This is a genomic window from Streptomyces glomeratus (assembly GCF_021462825.1).
GTDB lineage: Bacteria > Actinomycetota > Actinomycetes > Streptomycetales > Streptomycetaceae > Streptomyces > Streptomyces glomeratus.
Map to the genome: position 1 here is coordinate 58,750 of NZ_JAKEEB010000026.1, position 16,984 is coordinate 75,733.

Annotated in this window: 16 protein-coding genes; 6 read left to right on the plus strand and 10 right to left on the minus strand. The window is 70.4% G+C overall.

The annotated features are described in order from the left end of the window. Positions 1-10: 10 nt before the first annotated feature. Entirely contained in the window at positions 11-721 is a 711-nt protein-coding gene (locus tag LZ604_RS25440) for a hypothetical protein (RefSeq protein WP_234517795.1), read from the minus strand. A 241-nt stretch (positions 722-962) separates the two neighbouring features. On the opposite strand from LZ604_RS25440, the gene gcl reads away from it, so the two are divergent. After that, on the plus strand, positions 963-2,720 hold the full coding sequence (gcl, locus tag LZ604_RS25445; protein ID WP_234517796.1) for a glyoxylate carboligase: 1,758 nt from the start codon (positions 963-965) through the stop codon (positions 2,718-2,720). A gap of 105 nt (positions 2,721-2,825) precedes the next feature. Next, positions 2,826-4,052, plus strand: coding sequence for a class I SAM-dependent methyltransferase (locus tag LZ604_RS25450; RefSeq protein WP_234517797.1), 1,227 nt, complete (start codon positions 2,826-2,828; stop codon positions 4,050-4,052). 43 nt (positions 4,053-4,095) lie between these two features. On the opposite strand, the gene LZ604_RS25455 is transcribed toward LZ604_RS25450, so the two are convergent. The 4 genes from LZ604_RS25455 to LZ604_RS25470 are packed head-to-tail and all read right to left on the minus strand — an operon-like array spanning position 4,096 to position 8,011. Continuing rightward, positions 4,096-4,914: an SDR family NAD(P)-dependent oxidoreductase gene (locus tag LZ604_RS25455; RefSeq protein ID WP_234517798.1), complete on the minus strand. Its 819-nt coding sequence runs from the start codon at positions 4,912-4,914 to the stop codon at positions 4,096-4,098. A 16-nt stretch (positions 4,915-4,930) separates the two neighbouring features. After that, a complete protein-coding gene (locus LZ604_RS25460; protein ID WP_234517799.1) occupies positions 4,931-6,241 on the minus strand; it encodes an activator-dependent family glycosyltransferase in 1,311 nt (436 codons plus the stop codon). A gap of 30 nt (positions 6,242-6,271) precedes the next feature. Next, positions 6,272-7,213 carry an aromatase/cyclase gene (locus LZ604_RS25465; RefSeq protein ID WP_234517800.1) on the minus strand — a complete coding sequence of 314 codons (942 nt, stop codon included), beginning with the start codon at positions 7,211-7,213 and terminating at the stop codon, positions 6,272-6,274. A gap of 12 nt (positions 7,214-7,225) precedes the next feature. Continuing rightward, a complete protein-coding gene (locus tag LZ604_RS25470) occupies positions 7,226-8,011 on the minus strand; it encodes an SDR family NAD(P)-dependent oxidoreductase (protein ID WP_234517801.1) in 786 nt (261 codons plus the stop codon). A gap of 190 nt (positions 8,012-8,201) precedes the next feature. Between LZ604_RS25470 and LZ604_RS25475 the strand changes: the two genes are divergently transcribed. After that, complete coding sequence (locus LZ604_RS25475) at positions 8,202-8,645, plus strand: ester cyclase (protein ID WP_234517802.1); 444 nt, start codon at positions 8,202-8,204, stop codon at positions 8,643-8,645. Positions 8,646-8,712: 67 nt separating this feature from the next. On the opposite strand, the gene LZ604_RS25480 is transcribed toward LZ604_RS25475, so the two are convergent. Beyond that, entirely contained in the window at positions 8,713-9,849 is a 1,137-nt protein-coding gene (locus LZ604_RS25480; RefSeq protein ID WP_234517803.1) for a nucleotide disphospho-sugar-binding domain-containing protein, read from the minus strand. 143 nt (positions 9,850-9,992) lie between these two features. On the opposite strand from LZ604_RS25480, the gene LZ604_RS25485 reads away from it, so the two are divergent. Beyond that, positions 9,993-10,817 carry an NAD(P)H-binding protein gene (locus LZ604_RS25485; RefSeq protein WP_234517804.1) on the plus strand — a complete coding sequence of 275 codons (825 nt, stop codon included), beginning with the start codon at positions 9,993-9,995 and terminating at the stop codon, positions 10,815-10,817. A gap of 84 nt (positions 10,818-10,901) precedes the next feature. After that, complete coding sequence (locus LZ604_RS25490) at positions 10,902-11,699, plus strand: FkbM family methyltransferase (protein ID WP_234517805.1); 798 nt, start codon at positions 10,902-10,904, stop codon at positions 11,697-11,699. 256 nt (positions 11,700-11,955) lie between these two features. On the opposite strand, the gene LZ604_RS25495 is transcribed toward LZ604_RS25490, so the two are convergent. From LZ604_RS25495 to LZ604_RS25510, 4 genes are all read right to left on the minus strand, one after another. Next, positions 11,956-12,135, minus strand: coding sequence for a hypothetical protein (locus LZ604_RS25495; protein WP_234517806.1), 180 nt, complete (start codon positions 12,133-12,135; stop codon positions 11,956-11,958). A gap of 82 nt (positions 12,136-12,217) precedes the next feature. Continuing rightward, on the minus strand, positions 12,218-13,528 hold the full coding sequence (locus LZ604_RS25500) for an activator-dependent family glycosyltransferase (RefSeq protein WP_234517807.1): 1,311 nt from the start codon (positions 13,526-13,528) through the stop codon (positions 12,218-12,220). Positions 13,529-13,544: 16 nt separating this feature from the next. Further along, the gene (locus tag LZ604_RS25505) at positions 13,545-14,828 is read right to left on the minus strand and encodes a cytochrome P450 family protein (protein WP_234517808.1); all 1,284 of its coding nucleotides are present in this window, start codon (positions 14,826-14,828) and stop codon (positions 13,545-13,547) included. Positions 14,829-14,893: 65 nt separating this feature from the next. Further along, a complete protein-coding gene (locus LZ604_RS25510) occupies positions 14,894-15,661 on the minus strand; it encodes an SDR family NAD(P)-dependent oxidoreductase (protein WP_234517809.1) in 768 nt (255 codons plus the stop codon). 167 nt (positions 15,662-15,828) lie between these two features. Between LZ604_RS25510 and LZ604_RS25515 the strand changes: the two genes are divergently transcribed. Next, positions 15,829-16,938, plus strand: a complete 1,110-nt coding sequence (locus tag LZ604_RS25515; protein WP_234517810.1) for a DegT/DnrJ/EryC1/StrS family aminotransferase — start codon at positions 15,829-15,831, stop codon at positions 16,936-16,938. Positions 16,939-16,984 lie beyond the last annotated feature (46 nt).

A 16,984-nucleotide genomic window follows, 5' to 3' on the forward strand; every position in this document is an offset into this window, starting at 1 on the left:
GGCAGGTCGGTCAGGTCCGGCCGGCGGCCAGTTCGTCGGCGAGGCTGTTCACCGGCTGGGGCTCCCCGGTGAGGTCGAGCACGAACAGCGGGACGCCGAGGCGGTCCGCGACGGCACGCGCGTCGTCGGCGTAGCCCGCGAGAGAGAAGTAGACACAGCCGGCGGACTCCGACATGGCGGTGAGCCACAGGCACTCCACGTCCCGCAGTGAGGCCGGCTGCACCGTGGGGTCCACCTGCGCGAGGATCCCGCGCGCGGCGAGCCCTATCCCGTTCGGCTGCCGCTGGTCGGCGCGTCGTATGTCGTGGTAGCCGAGCCAGCGCAGATAGAGCGCGGTGACGGTGACGGCGTCGCGCGCGGAGCGGATGGCGAGAGGCTGGAACGCGGCACGGGACGGCTTCCGGCCGCGGCCCGGGCCCTCGCCCGGGTCCTCCGCCGGCGCAGGGCTCGGCTGTCGCCGCACCCCGTCCACCGGTACGCGAAGGATCGTCCCGCAGGCGCAGCCCAGTTCCGGGTGCGGCCACTCGTCCTCGCGTTCGCACGTACCGCAGCGGACCGTGATCCAGTCGTCGGCCCAGGTGCGGTGGGTGACGACGGAGGGTTCGCCGAGACGGTCCAGGGGTGCGGCGACGGGTGCGCCGCACACACAGGGATAGCGCGGCGCCGTGTAGAGATGCTCGCGCCGGCAGACCGGGCAGCGCACGAGGACGCTCTCGGACATGACCCTCTTCACCCCTCGCGTCGGGATCGCGGTCCCATCCTGCTCCCGTCGGCCCGCGCTTGTCCCCGGCTTCGCGCACCGCGCGGCCCCGCGTCGCCCTCTCTTGACGGCCCGCACCACCACGCCTACATTGCTTCCATATAGTAGAAGTTATATTCCGCTATATGGAAGTCAAGCAAAGAAGTGCTCACCTCGGGGCGCGACGGGAGCGCGAGTCCGACAGCCGAAGCAGGAGTACTCCATGGCTCGAATGACCGCTGCCCGCGCGGCAGTCGAGATCCTCAAGCGTGAGGGCGTCAGCCACGCGTTCGGGGTCCCGGGTGCGGCGATCAACCCCTTCTATGCGGCTTTGAAGGCCGCCGGCGGGATCCACCACACCCTCGCCCGCCATGTCGAAGGCGCCTCCCATATGGCGGAGGGCTATACCCGCACACGTCCCGGCGCCATCGGCGTGTGCATCGGCACCTCGGGTCCGGCCGGCACCGACATGATCACCGGGCTCTACTCGGCGACCGGCGACTCGATTCCGATCCTCTGCATCACCGGGCAGGCCCCGACCGCGGTGCTCCACAAGGAGGACTTCCAGGCCGTCGACATCGCCTCCATCGCCAGGCCGGTCACGAAGACGGCCGTCACCGTCCTGGAGGCCGCCCAGGTTCCGGGCGTCTTCCAGCAGGCCTTCCACCTCATGCGCTCCGGCCGGCCCGGACCGGTCCTCATCGATCTGCCCGTCGATGTCCAGCTCACCGAGATCGAGTTCGACCCGGAGACGTACGAACCGCTCCCCGTCTACAAGCCCTCCGCCACCCGGGCCCAGATCGAGAAGGCGATGAGGCTCCTCAACGCCTCCGAACGCCCGCTGATCGTCGCCGGCGGCGGCGTCATCACCGCCGACGCCGCCGAACTCCTCGTGGAATTCGCCGAGCTGACGGGAACTCCGGTCGTGCCGACCCTGATGGGCTGGGGCGTCATCCCCGACGACCACGAACTGAACGCCGGCATGGTGGGCCTGCAGACCTCGCACCGCTACGGCAACGCGACCTTCCTGGAGTCCGACTTCGTCCTCGGCATCGGCAACCGCTGGGCCAACCGGCACACCGGCAGGCTCGACGTCTACACCGCCGGCCGGACCTTCGTCCATGTCGACATCGAGCCCACCCAGATCGGAAGGATCTTCGCGCCCGACTACGGCATCGCCTCCGACGCCAGGGCGGCGCTCGAACTGTTCGTGGACGTGGCGAGGGAGCTGAAGGCGGCCGGGCGGCTGCCCGCCCGGGGCGACTGGGCCGCCGCCGCCCAGGAGAGAAAGGCCCGTCTTCGGCGCCGTACACACTTCGACGACATCCCGATCAAACCGCAGCGCGTCTACGAGGAGATGAACAAGGCCTTCGGGCCGGAGACCAGGTATGTCTCCACCATCGGCCTCTCCCAGATCGCCGGCGCCCAGATGCTGCACGTCTTCCGGCCCCGTCACTGGATCAACTGCGGTCAGGCCGGCCCGCTCGGCTGGACCATCCCGGCCGCGCTGGGCGTCGCCACGGCCGACCCGGAGGCGTCCGTCGTCGCCCTCTCCGGCGACTACGACTTCCAGTTCATGATCGAGGAGCTGGCCGTCGGCGCCCAGCACCGGATCCCGTACGTCCACGTTCTGGTGAACAACGCCTACCTGGGCCTGATCCGCCAGGCGCAGCGGGCGTTCGACATCGACTTCCAGGTCAACCTGGAGTTCGAGAACATCAACTCGCCGGAGCTGGGCGTCTACGGGGTCGATCACGTCAAGGTCGCCGAAGGTCTCGGCTGCAAGGCGATCCGGGTGACCGACCCGGCCGAGCTGGGCGCAGCCTTCGGTCAGGCGAGGAAGCTCGCCGCCGGGCACCGGGTGCCGGTCGTCGTCGAGGCGATCCTGGAGCGCGTCACCAACATCCCCATGTCGGCCACCAACGACATCAGCGCGGTGGTCGAGTTCGAGGACGACGACGAGCTCGAAGCGGACTCGTGACGGGTGCGCACGGTCCAGCGAGCGTTGAGCAGCCTGCGAGCCCGTCCGACCACTCTCATGGTCGGAGGTAACTGATCCGGTAGCGGTCGTCGTAGAGGGAGTGGGATGTCTGCCGTGCTGAATTGCCGCATCTGTGCCGGGCCGTTGCGCGAGTTCTGCGACTTCGGCTCACAGCCCCTGTCCAGCGCGTTCCCCGAATCCGGCCGGATCGGCGACGAGTTCTTCTTCAGGCTGGCGGTCGGTGTCTGCGAGTCGTGCACGATGGTGCAGCTCGTCGACGAGGTTCCGCGGCACCTCATGTTCCACGAGGACTACCCGTATCTCTCGTCGGGTTCCGCGGTGATGCGCGCGCACTTCGAGAGGACCGCACGGCATTTCCTGGAGACGAGGCTGACGGGAAAGGACCCGTTCATCGTCGAACTGGGCTGCAACGACGGCGTCATGCTGCGGACGGTGGCCCAGGCCGGCGTCAGACACCTGGGCTTCGAGCCGTGCCTGCGCGTCGCCGAGGTGGCGAGCGGGAACGGCCTGCGGGTGAGGGCAGAGTTCTTCGACGCCGGCTCGGCAGCGGACGTCCTGGCGGAGCACGGGCCCGCCCAGGTCATCTACGCCGCCAACACGATGTGCCACATCCCGTATCTGGAGTCGGTGTTCAAGGGCATCGGCACGCTCCTGGCTCCCGACGGGGTCCTCGTTTTCGAGGACCCCTACCTCGCCGACATCATCGACCGTGCGGCCTTCGACCAGATCTACGACGAGCACTTCTACTACTTCACCGCCACGTCGGTGCAGGCGATGGCTCGCCACTTCGGGTTCGAGCTGGTCGATGTGGAGCGCCTCCCCGTCCACGGGGGAGAGGTCCGCTACACGATCGCGAGGCCGGGAGTGCACCGGCCCTCTCCCCGCGTGGCCACCCTGCTCGCGGAGGAGGAGTCCCGTGCGCTGACCGGAATGGCCAGCCTGGAGGGCTTCATCACCAGGGTCGACCGGGCCCGCGACGAACTCGTCTCGCTCCTGGAGCGGCTGCGGGCAGAAGGCCGCACGGTGGCCGGCTACGGCGCCACGGCCAAGAGCGCGACCGTCACCAACTACTGCGGCATCGGACCCGACCTGGTGGGCTTCATCGCGGACAGCACGCCCGCGAAGCAGGGCCGGCTCACCCCCGGGTCGCACATTCCGGTGCGCTCGCCGGAGAGCTTCGCCGAGGCGTACCCCGACTACGCGCTGCTGTTCGCCTGGAACCACGCAGAGGAGATCATCGCCAAGGAGGAGGCGTTCCGCAGGGGCGGAGGGCGATGGATCCTCTACGTGCCGGACGTGCACCTCGTGTGAGCAACGCACCGGGAGGTGGGCGGCGGCCCGGCCGGCGCCGGGGTCAGCCGCCCTCGCGGCTCAGCCACTCCCACGCCGTGTACTCCTCGCGCCGCCGTTGCTCGATCTGCTGGACGCGCTCGAACGCGTCGCCGCCCAGGACGAGCCGCGTCGGCGGCTCGTCCTGACGCACGAGCTCCAGCACCAGCCGGGCGGCCTTGGCCGGTGAGGCCACCTTGGGGAGCGGCTCTTTGCCGGGGGCCGAGCGCACGACGTCGTACGCCGGATTCCGTGCCCCGGACTCCGCCCTCGAGAACAGGTTCGTGGCGTACGGGCCCGGTTCGAGCGCGGTCACCTTGATGCCGAATCCCCTCAGCTCCGCGGACATGGCCTGACTGATCGCGCTCAGCGCGGACTTGCCCGCCCCGTAGAGGCCGTAGCCCGCCGTACCGCCCCCCGAACCCATGGCGGTGATCTGCAGGATGTGTCCGGAGCCCTGCGCGCGCATATGGGGGATGACGGCCTGGCTCACCCAGAGGGCGCCGAACAGGTTGGTGTCCAGATGGGTCCTGGCCTGCTCCTCGGTGATCTCCTCCACCATCCCGGACAACAGCCGGCCCGCCGCGTTCACGACGACGTCCAGCCTGCCGAACGTCGCCGCGGCACGCTCGACCGTCGCCATGACCGCCGCGCGGTCGGACACATCGAGGGGTAACGCCACCAAACCGCCGGCGTGACGCTCCTCGAGCGGCCGCAGAGCCGAGACGTCGCGGGCCGAGCCGATGACGCGGTCGCCCGCGTCCAGGGCTGCCTCGGCGATCGCCCGGCCCAGACCGCTCGACGCTCCGGTGATGAACCAGACCTGCTCGGACCGTTCGGACATGGGTGTCTCCCAAAGGTCAGCGTCCGGACCGCCGGTACTCGGTGGTGAGCCGCTCGAGCGTCGCCGTGATCTCGGCGGGGGCCGGCGTGCTCGTCACCTCGGTACGCAGGCTCCGGGCATGGGTGGTGAAGGCCGGGTCGTCCAGCACCCGCACGAGCATGTTCCTGAACTCGTCGGCGGAGAACCGGTCGACCCGACGGTACAGGCCGGCGCCCAACTCCTGGATCTTGTGCGCCTTGTGGACGTTGCACCAGATCTCGGTGGGCGCGATGATCTGCGGCACCCCGGCGGCGAGGGCGGTGGTGACGGTGCCCGAGCCTCCGTGATGGACGATCGCCGCGCAGCTGGGGAGCAGCGCGGCGAGCGGGACGAAGTCCACGACCCGGACGTTGCCGGGGAGCCGGCCGAGCTCCGCGAGCTGACGGGCATTCAGTGTGGCAACGACCTCGACGTCGAGGTCGGCCACGGCGTCGAGCAGTTCCGCGAGCGGTGTGCGGTCGCCGCCCATGGTCTCTCTGAAGGACACGCCGAGCGTCAGGCACACCCGGCGTCGGCGGGGCGGCTCGCGAAGCCAGTCGGGGATCACCGCCGGCCCGTTGTAGGGGATGTACCGCACCGGCACGTAGTGCAGGTCCACCGGAAGCCGCAACGAGGTGGGCACCGGGTCGATGGTCCACTGCCCCACGACCGTGTCCTCGGTGAACTCGCATCCGTACCGGTCGAGCGTCCAGCCCAGCCACTCGGCCATGGGATCGTCGCGGAGTCCCGGCGGCCGTGCGGCGAGCTCCTCGAGATAGCTCTCCCGCATCCGGGCCAGCAGGTCCAGGCCGAAAAGGATCCTGGCGTGCGCCGCGCCGCAGGCGGCGGCGGCCACGGGCGCGGCGAACGTCATCGTGTCCCAGAGCACCAGGTCGGGCTTCCAGTCCCGGGCGAAACCGACGAGGTCGTCGACCATCCTCTCGGAATTGAGGATCTGGAAGTCGCTCATGGTCTTCACGGCGAAGCGTGTGTGCATGTAGTCGTAGGTGAGCCTCTCGGGTCGCAGCTCACTCATGTCGGTGAGCGCCAGGTAGTCGAGGGCCTCCAGAGACTCCCCGTCGGCGCCGCCCGCCTCGTCCCGGCGCTCGTCCAGGTCCTTCATCTGCTCGCTGAGGCGGAGCGGTTCGCCCACCGGGACCGGGGTGAGTCCGGCGCCGGTGATGTCGGGGACGAGGTCGGGCTGGCTGGCGACCCGTACGTCATGACCCGCGGCCCGCAGCGCCCAGGCGATCGGGATCTGCGGGTGCAGGTGGGTCTTGACGGCGAAGGTCGCGAACAGGATGCGCATCGCTCTCCTACGCGTTCTCGCGTGACGTCCTCAGGCCTTCTCGGCGTAGTCCTTCGCATGGCGCATCGTGGTGGTGCTGTTGCGGCCGAGCGCCTCGCGGATGTAGCGCCTGGCATCGGCGACCGTGGCCCCGCCGCCGAGGACCCGGGTCACGGCGTCCGGCTCGATGACGACGGTGTGCTCCGAGGTGACCAGGGTGCCGCGCTCGTCCTCCTCGATGAGCCACCGGCCGGTGTGGACGGACATCAGGGCGGGGGTCCGCAGCTGTTTGTAGACGATCCGGTCGTCGGGGAAGCACACCCGGACCGACCTGGTGGTGTGCACCGAGCCGTCCGCGGTCGAGGTGTCCATCTCCAGGACCTGCACATGGGGTGTCGTCTCGGTCAGGGCCACCCGGGCGACGTGCGGAAGCCGTTCGGGCCAGCTGTCCGCGGCGTAGAGGAAGTCGTAGACGCTCTTGGCGGGGCCGTCCACCCGTACCTGGTCCTGGAAGGACATCACGAGGTCCTTGCCGCTGAGCGTGCGGTCGGCCGCGGCCTCCAGCGAACCGAGCTCGGCGGCGCTGTTCCGGTCGATGGCCTGCCGGATCCAGGCGACGTTCGCGGGATCGTCGCCGACCGCCCGGAAGTCGTGTCTGAGGAGCACCCGTGTCCGGCCCGACGGCTGCGGCTCGATCACCCACTCGCCGCCCATGGCGGCCACCGGGCTCTGCGAGACCTCCTGCCGGAACCGGATACGCAGCCGGTCACGGTCCAGCTCGCGCCGGGAAGTCCAGCTTTTCACCTCGTCGTTGGCGGTCGCCCAGAGCCGGATGCGCTCCTCGTGCTCGCCCCGTTCCAGGTAGTCGGCGTGCACGGTCGGCGGGAAGACGCTCGGCCAGCCGGTCACCTCGGCGAGGAGGTCGAAGACGGCCTGTGGGGGAGCGGACAGGACGATCTCGTGCTCGGTCTCGTGAACGGCGGGGGATGCCATGGCTGCTCCGGTTCAGTAGTTGCCGAGGCCGCCGCAGACATTGATCGCCTGGGCGGTGACGGGGGCGGCGGACTCGGTGACCAGGTAGCCGACGAGACCGGCGACCTCTTCGGGAGTGCTGTACCGGCCGAGCGGGATCTTCGCCTGGAACCGCTGCAGGACTTCCTCCTCGCTGGTTTCCCAGACCTCCGCGTAGCCCTGCCGCACTCGCTGGGCCATGGGCGTCTCCACATAGCCGGGGCAGACGGCGTTGACCGTGACGCCCGTCTTGGCCAGCTCCAGGCCGAGCGCCTTGGTGAAGCCGACGACGCCGTGCTTGGAGGCGGAGTAGGGGGCCCCGAGGGCCACGCCCTGCTTGCCGCCGGTGGAGGCGATGTTGACGATGCGCCCGTGCCCACGCTCCAGCATGCCGCCGGCGGTGAGCACCTCACGGGTCATCCGGAAGACGCTGTTGAGGTTGGTCTCGATGACGTCGAGCCACAGTTCGTCGGCGATGCCCGCGGTGGGACCGCCGCCGCTGCGGCCGGCGTTGTTGACCAGTACGTCCACCCGGTCGAAACGGTCGACCACGGAGCGTACGAAGGCACGCACCTGGTCGGTGGAGCGGACGTCGCAGACCTCGCCGTGCACGTCGAGGTCCTCGCCGCGCAGTTCCTTGACGGTGGCCGCCACGCGCTGTCCGTCGCGGCCGCAGAGGACCACGCGCAGACCGCGTCCGGCCAGCAGCCTGGTGATCGCCAGGCCGATGCCGCTGGTGCCGCCGGTGACGAGGGCGACGTGCGGGTTGTGATGGGACATGGTTCCCCTCAGGAGAGCTGTCGGTGCCACGGATCTGGCTCGGCAGCCGAGCCTTGCGGCGCCCGCTAGCAGGGCGCTTGAGTCCGTCTTGATCCGCTTCAAGCCTCGGTGCACCCGTCTCCGAGCAGGGCCTGCCACCTTCTCCAGCGGGCCGGCCGTGCCGGAGAGACGAGAGCAACCGGGAGGGGTCATGTCGCTGACCGAGAACAAGGAACGCTGCCTGCAGATGGTCGCCGCCTGGAACCGGTGGGACGTGGACGGCGTCGTCGCGCACTGGGCGCCGGACGTCGTCCACCACACGGCAGACGGCGGCCGGCACGACACCGGGGAACTCATCGAGACGATGCGCGGTGCCGTCCGTGCCTTTCCGGATCTGCACCTTGAGGTGAAGAGCGTCATCGCCGAAGGGGACAGGGTCATGCTCCGGATCACCGTGACGGCGACCCACCGGGGCGAGTTCCTCGGCCTCGCACCGACCGGCCGACCGGTGACCTGGCACTACCTGGAGGAACTCCGTTTCTCCCCGGAGGGCAAGGTCGTCGAGCACTGGGACGTCTTCGACTTCGGTCCGCTGTTCCGGGAACTCGGCATGCTCGACGGCGCGGTGCCCGTGGGCTCCACCTCCCGCTCGTGAACGGCTGACCGTCAGGCCCCGCCGATGCACGGCGGGGCCTGACCTTGTGCGGCGCCGGCCGGCGTGCTCAGGCCGTGAGCGCGGCCAGTCGCGCCACGAGGTCGGCGACGGGCGGCATCGCCCCCGCCTCGTTCCGGACCTCCTCGGCGGTCTTGTGGAGGGACTCGTCCTCGAGCAGCCGCACACAGTCGTCCGCTCCGAGCTCGGACCCCTTTGCACGGAATCCGATCCCGCGGGCCACGACGACGTCGCTGGCGATGTTCTGGTAGGAACCCTGTGGAATCACGCACTGCGGTACACCGCTGACCAGCGCGGTCATCATCGTGCCTGTGCCGCCGTGGTGGATGAGACCGTCACAGGTCTCCAGCAGCACTCCGAGCGGGATCCACTCGACCGCGCGCACGTTGCCGGGCAGTTCGCCCAGCAGCGACACGTCTCCGCCCCCCAGCGTCAGAACGAACTCGGCGTCCATGGCGCCGATCCTGGAGAAGAGCGGGGCCAGTCTGGCGATGCCTCCCCACCGGGCGTCGATGGCACCGAGCGTCACGGCGATCCGGCGCCGATCGCCCTGCGTGCGGGGCAGCCAGTCCGGCAGGACGCCCCCGCCGTTGTACGGCACATACCTGACGGGCCAGTCGCCTGTGGACCGGTCGCCGGGAAGAAGCGCCTCGATGCTCGGCGGCATGGGCATCAGCCGTACGGAGGTACGCGGCCTGCCGGTGATGCCCAGCCGCTCGTACTCCCCACTCATCGCCTGCCTGATGAGGTGCGTGAGACCGTGCTCGCCGTCGGCCGGACCGAGCGGCAACTCGACGGCCGGAATGCCGAGCTCGGCCGCGATGAGCGGGCCGGCGCCTTGCGTGGGGGTGTGCACGACGAGGTCGGGCCGCCATGACGCGGCGACCTTCCTGGCGCCTTCGACCGCGACCGTCGAGACCCTGGCGAACATCTGGGCGAGGAAGTCGACTCCCACGTCCTCGCCGTGCATCGGATCGCTGACCTCGCTGTCCTCGGGAATGAAGACCTTTGCGTAGTCCAGTCCGGGGGTGACGTCCACCACGCACAGGCCGGCCTCGGTGGCGCCGTGGATGTCGCCGCCCGTGGCGTAGAGGACCTGGTGTCCCGCCGCCCGCAGGGCGTGCGCCAGCGGAACGGTCGGCAGGATATGGCTGAGCCCGGGAGATGTTACGAACAGCGCGCGCATGATTCCCCTCTTGGCCAGATGCTGACTTCCCGGTGAGCGTGTCAACGCCTCGTCTCACACCGATCGACGAGCGCCGCGAGCCGCTCCACCTGTCCTCATCGGGTTTTCGAGGGCCGCGCCGGATCGTCGGAGGCGGAGGAAAAATGACGATCTTGGTAACGGGCGCGACCGGCAACGTCGGTCGCCGTGTGGTCGATCTGCTTGTGCGGGCGGGCGAGCGGGTACGGGCCCTGACGCGGGACCCCGCCGCGGCCGGGCTGCCGTCCGACCTCGCGGTGCGAGGGGATCTCGCGAAGCCCGCGACGCTGGCGGGCGCTCTCGACGGTGTCGAACGGGTCTATCTCTTCCCGGTTCCCGGCACCGCCGCGGAGGTCGTCGCGATGGCTCGCCGGTTCGGTGTCCGGCGTGTCGTGGTGCTGTCGTCCGACGCGGTCACCGACGGGACGGACTCCGGACTGCACAGCGAAGTGGAGCGGGCCGTGGAGGATTCGGGCCTCGACTGGACCCATATCCGGCCCGGTGAGTTCGCGCTCAACAAGGTGAGCATGTGGAGCCGCTCGATCCGCTCGGAGGGCGTCGTCCGGATGGCCTACGGCGAGGTCCGTGGGGTCCCGGTGCACGAGGAGGACGTCGCGGCGATGGCCGTCGCGGCGTTGACACAGGACGGGCACGTGGGAAAGGCGTACTCCGTGTCCGGCCCCGAAGCGCTCACCCAGCGCGACCAGGTCGCGCTGATCTCGGCCGCCTCCGGCCGTGACATCCGCTTCGAGGAGATCACACCTCAGGAGTGGCGCACCCAGCTCCTCGAGCAGGGCATGCCCGCCTACGCAGTGGACTACATCCTCGGCTTCCACGCCGGCTGGGCCACCAAGCCGCCCGTGGTGTCCGAGGACGTGGAGCGGGTGCTCGGCCGTTCCCCGCGCACCTTCGCCCACTGGGCCGCCGAGCACGCCGCCGCGTTCCGCTGAACGGCTCTCTCCGCACCACGGCCTTCGCCGGGCATCGACGCAACCTCACGGAATCCCCATCCACCACGAGTACTGGAGTCGCTCATGTTCGCGCCGCCCGAGGACACCGCCCCGGTCGAGTACACACTCTCCGACGGGCGCACGGTCCTGGCCGTCCATCCCACCGAGGCCGGCACCATCTGGGGGGAAATCAACGACGATCCCGGTTCGCTCTACCGACGCGCCGCGGTCGGCCTTCCGGCCGATGAGGTGATCATCGACGTCGGTGCTCACATCGGTCTGGCGGCACTGTTCTTCGCCGACCAGGTGCCCGGCGTGCGCCTGCTCTCGGTCGAGCCGGCGCCGAGGACCTTCGCCTGCCTGGAGGCGAATCTCGCCCGTCATGCGCCCGGGGCGATCGCGTGCCGGGCGGCGGTCGGCGCGCAGCCCGGCACCGCGACGCTGACCTTCCGCCCCTATATCGCCTCGGCGTCCTCCCTGCACGAGGATCCGCAGGATCAGGACCGCAACCTGGAGGCCTACTTCATCAACACCCACACGGTCGACGAGCAGGCCCGAGCGGCCGGTCGGGGGTACTTCGAGGTCACCGAGACCGTCCCCGTCGACGTGACCACGCTGGCCGCCCTGATGAAGGAGCACGCCGTCGACCGGGTCGGTCTACTCAAGGTCGACGTGGAACGCGGCGAGTTGGAGGTCCTGCGCGGCATCGACCCCGATGCATGGCCGCGTATCCGGCGCGTCGTCCTGGAGGTCCACGACATCGCGGGGCGGCTCGGGGAGATCGTCGGCTTGCTCGCCGGACTCGGCTACGAGGTCACCGTTTCGCAGACCCCGGTCTTCGCCGGCGGCAGCGTGTTCCTCGTCCTGGCACGCCGGGACTGAGGCCTGTCCGGCGGGTCGTGCCGTGGGTCACGATGTCCGGCACGCCCCTCCGCGGCATGGCCGCGGAAGGTGACGACATGATCCGCCGGCCATGCCCAGGAGAGGGGACCGGCCCAGGTGCGACAGGATCCGGGTCGGAGCGTCCGAGCCGCCGGGTTCGGGAAGGCTCGGGGCGAAGGCGGCGCCCGGCAGGCAGTCGGCCCCAGCGCCGCGAGGCCTCGATGCCGGGCCGTCGTGAAGCCTCGGTGCCGGGCCGTCATGTGCGCGAGCGCACCGGTTCGTCGTCGAGCCCGAGCGTCACCGAGTACGTCCACAGGGCCGGCCCGTGCCCGCGCGGCACCGGCGACCCGGCGGCCACCAGTGCGCGCCCCAGCGGGACCAGCCCGAGCCGGCGGACCGGCGGGCGCGCGTACTCCGACTCATCCCGGCGGAGCACCGGTGCGTGACCGGTGGTAAGAGCCCTTGTCGCCTTGTCGCCTTGTCGCCTTGTCGCCCTGTCGTCCGCCCGGCGCGTCAGGCTACAGCGCCGGAACCCGCGGCCGGAGCCGGCTGCGGGTCCCGGGCGTGGGGCGGTGCCGCTCGGTGAGCCGTTCCAGCACCGGTACCACGGCGGCGGGCGACGGCTCGGACCGTATCGACGTGCTGAGCAGCTCGGCGTTCCGGCGGAAACCGGGCTCCCGCAGAAGCCGTACCAGGCGTGACCGAAGGCCCGTCGGCGTCAGTTCATCGGTGGGCAGATGGAGGCCGGCGCCGAGGGCCTCCAGGCGCCGGGCCCGATAGAGGTGGTCCCACATCCAGCCCATGGCGATCTGGGGCACCCCCAGGGCCGCCGCCGTCGCCCACGTTCCGGCACCTCCGTGGTGCACGATCGCGGAACAGGTCGGCAGCAGCGAGTCCAGCGGCACGCTTTCCACGACCCGGACGTTCTCCGGGACATCCGGGACCCGGGCGAGCTCGTCCGCGCTCATGGTTGCGACGATCTCGACGTCCAGGCCGCGCATCGCGGTGAAGAGGTCCTCGAGCGCGACCGTGTGCGGGAAACCCGACCGCTGAGCGGTGACCCCCAGCGTCACGCACACCCGCGGGCGTGCCGGGGCGGAGCGCAGCCAGTCGGGGACGACGGCGGGAACCAGCCCGTTGTACGGCACGTACCGCATGGGCACGAGCGGATTCCCGAGGGAGAGCCGCACGCCGGCCGGCATCTGGTCGATCGACCACTGGCCGGTCACCGCCTCCTCGCCGAACTCGCACCCGAAACGGGCGAGCACCGGTGTGAGCCAGTCGGCCATCGGGTCGTCGTCGTTCGGCGGACGCCGGCTCCGCAGGCGCTCCAGGAACAGCATCCGCGCGTTGAGGAACATGTCGGGGAACGACAGGAGGCGGGCGTGCGCGGCGCCGCTGGCGATGGCCGCCACGGCGCCCGCGAAGGTGAACGGTTCCCAGACGACCAGGTCGGGCCGCCAGTAGCGGGCGTACTCGACCAGATCGTCGATCACCGGGTCACTGTTGATCCGGGAGTAGAACAGCGCCGTCATCACCGTCATGTGACCGGTGAGGAAGTCGGTCCCGAGCCGCTGGTGGTTGTTCTCCAGATAGTCCTTGTTCTGGTGCAGGGCGAAGATCCCGGGTCCCGCCTCCCGCAGCACGGTGTCGTGGTCGTGGTCGACCCCCACCGGCACGGCCGTGAGTCCCGCGGCGGTGATTGTCCCGGTGAGTGCGGGCTGGCTCGCCACCCGGACTTCGTGGCCGGCGGCGCGCAGGGCCCAGGCCAGCGGCACCGATCCGGCGAAGTGGGCGTCCATCGCGAAGGACGTCATCAACACGCGCATGCAAGGGGCCTCACTCTCACGCGGCGACGGGAAACTGCAGCAGGCCTCCGCTGACCGGCGACCGCAGTCGGCGCACGGCGGGGCCCGTACGGTGCAGGCCCGGCAGTCGCCGGGCGAGCGTCTCGAGGGCGGCAGCCGCGTGGGTGCGCGCGAAGGCAGAGACCACCGAGACGGGCAGTCCCTCCGTGCCGAACAGGTCGGATGCGGAGGTCTTCCGGCCGACGACGAACCGATCGGCGTCACGGAAGGCTCCGGCATCGCGATCGGCGGCCTCGATCAGTACGACGACCTGGCCGCCGGTCTTCACCCGCTCCCCGCCCAGCACCGTCTCCTCCCCGGCCACCAGCTTCTGCATCCGGACCGGAGGCGCGTGACGGAGCGTCTCCGTCACCACGTCCGCGGCCCGCGCCGGGTCCTCCGTCAGCTTCGTCCACTCGTCCCGACGGTCGAGCAGCGCCGAGACCGCGTTGCCGGCCAGGGTCACCGCGACCTCGACGCCGACCGCCGTGAAGAGCGTGCAGAGCACCTGCCCGGTCGGCCGGTCGGCCGCCCGCGACACCCGGCTCAGCAGGTCCTCCCCCGGGTTGCGCAACGCCGCCGTGGTCAGTTCCCCGGCCAGCTGCCGGCACTCGGCGACGGCCGTGATCAGGCTCCGGGCGGTGTTCAGCCGGGGCGGGCACAGCGTGGCGTCCAGGGTGACCGCGGCGTTCGAGCAGATCCGCCCGTACTCGGCCCCCCGCTCCACCGGCACGCCCAGCAGCGAGGCGACGGTGGCGGTGACGGCCGGCCGCAGCAGATCCGCCGTCAGATCGAAGCCGCTTTCACCGCTTCCGAGCGCGTCCAGGCGCTGTTCGTGGTGTTTGACCGCCGCCGCGTGCTGTGCCGGTGCGGCCTCCCCGGTGAAGGCGGGCTCGACCAGCGCCCGAAGCCGCGTGTACTCGTCCCGGGGCAGCTTCAGGCAGGCGTCGTCGAGCGGGAAGACGTCGTCCAGGGACGGGATCTGCCACGCGTAGGAGGCCCGGTCGTTCGGCACCGACTCGGGAGCGGGCGGCCGCACGCCGAGCCGGCCGTCGGCGAGCGCCTCGGCGCCGGTCGCGTGGTCGGCGGTCACCCAGGCCTCCGCGCTGCTCCAGTAGAGGCGTCCCCGCTCCCGCACCTTCCGGCCGAGCTCGTGCGGGTCGTCGCTCTCCGCCCTCAGCAGCAGCGCGTACGGGTCGTCCTTGACCCCGTAGATCCATTGGAAGCCGCGCACGGTCATCAGCTCGCGGCCCAGCTCGCTGTCGGTCTTGTTCGAGATCATGGCGGTCACCGTAGGAGTCCGGGCTCGAGCGTTCCTCAATCCCGGCCGCCTGATCTCCTGGAAGGTCAGGTGAGCGACAGGGCGCCGTCCACGGGGAGCACGAGGCCCGTCGCATAGCGGGCTTCTGGGCGGGTCAACTCGGTGATCCACCAGGCGATCTCGGCCGGATCGCCGACCCGGCCGGCCGGGGTGCTCGATCCCATGCGGGCCAGGAAGCCGGCGTACTCCTCCTCCGACATGCCCGAGCGCACCCCCGTTCCGGTGTCGACCACCCCGGGGGCGACGCCGACCACCCTGATGCCGCGCGGCGCCAGCTCGACGGACCAGGTCCGGGTCAGGAAGTCCAGTCCGGCCTTCGTCGCCCCGTAAGGCCCGCAACCGGGCCAGGAGCGCATCCCCAGCGCACCGGCGGTGCTCAGATTGACGACCGTGCCCCCGCTCCGCTCGAGTGGGTCCAGCGCGCACTGGGTGAGCAGGATCGGGGCGAGCAAGTTCGTGCGGATCTGTTGTTCGGCCTGAGCGGGGTCGATCGCGCCCATGGACTGGTAGGCGGCCACGGCCGCGTTGTTGACCAGCACGTCCAGGGCGCCGAACTCGCGCAGCGCCGTCTCGACGACCAGGCGGGGCACGTCCGGCTCGGTGAGGTCCCCGGCAAGGGTGCGGATGGTGTCGTGGCCCGCGGCGGTCTCGGCCAGCGACCGCTCGGTGCGTCCGACGACGAGGACGCCCGCGCCGCGGGCGGCGAAGGCGTGCGCCGTGGCCCGGCCGATCCCGGTACCTCCACCGGTGACGACGACGGCGCGCGGACCCGTGTGCTCGGATGGGGTAGTCATGAGCGCACCATCAGGACAGCCGCTCGAACCGATGTCCAGGCCCGGCTTGAGGTTCCTTCGAGTCGCCCGCGAGCATGCCGGGATGCGATGAGTGCCGCGGATCACAACGGTGTTCTCCCCGTGTGCCGCGGCTTCGTCGACCTACCGGGGGGAGTGTCAGCATTCTCATGACCACTCATGTATGGGACTACCTGCGAGAGTACGAGAACGAGCACGATGACATCCTCGACGCGGTCGAGACGGTCTTCGGCTCCGGCCAACTGGTCCTCGGCCGCAGCGTGCGGGAGTTCGAGGCGGCCTTCGCCGCGTATCACGGTGCCCGGCACTGTGTGGGGGTCGACAACGGGACCAACGCCATCGTGCTCGGGCTTCAGGCGGCCGGGATCGGGCCGGGTGACGAGGTCATCACCGTCTCGAACACCGCGGCGCCCACCGTGGTCGCGATCGATGCGGTCGGGGCGGTGCCGGTGTTCGTGGACGTCGACGAGTCTACCTATCTGATGGACCTCGACCAGGTGGACGCGGCCGTCACCGCGCGCACCCGGTGTCTGCTGCCCGTGCACCTGTACGGTCAGTGCGTCGCGCTCGACCGGCTGGAGGCGCTGGCCGCCAGGCACGATCTGGTGATCCTCGAGGACTGCGCGCAGGCGCACGGCGCGCGGCACAAAGGAAGAATCGCGGGCACCACGGGAAAGGCGGCGGCGTTCTCCTTCTACCCGACCAAGGTGCTGGGCGCCTACGGGGACGGTGGCGCCGTGATCACCTCGGACGACGAGGTCCACGAGAATCTGAGGCGGCTGCGGTACTACGGCATGGAGGACCGCTACTACGTGGTGCGGACGCCCGGCCACAACAGCCGCCTCGACGAGGTACAGGCCGAGATCCTGCGACGCAAACTGGGCCGTCTCGACGACTACATCGCCGGACGCCGCGCGATCGCACGGCGGTATGCCGAGGGCCTGGGCGACACCGATCTCGTACTTCCCGTGTCGGCGCCCGGGAACGAGCACGTCTACTACGTCTATGTGGTCAGGCACCCTGAGCGTGACGCCATCCTCGAGGCGATCAAGGCCTACGACATCGTGCTCAACATCAGCTACCCCTGGCCGGTGCACACCATGGCCGGGTTCGCACACCTGGGATACGCCGAGGGTTCGCTGCCCGTCACCGAGCGGCTGGCCCGGCAGATCTTCTCGCTCCCGATGTATCCGGGACTGTCGCCCGACACCCAGGACAAGGTGATCGACGCACTCCGCGAGGTGCTCGCCGGTCTGTGAACCGCGTGCCGTGCCCGCCGGGTCGCGGCGGCAGGAACGGCACGGC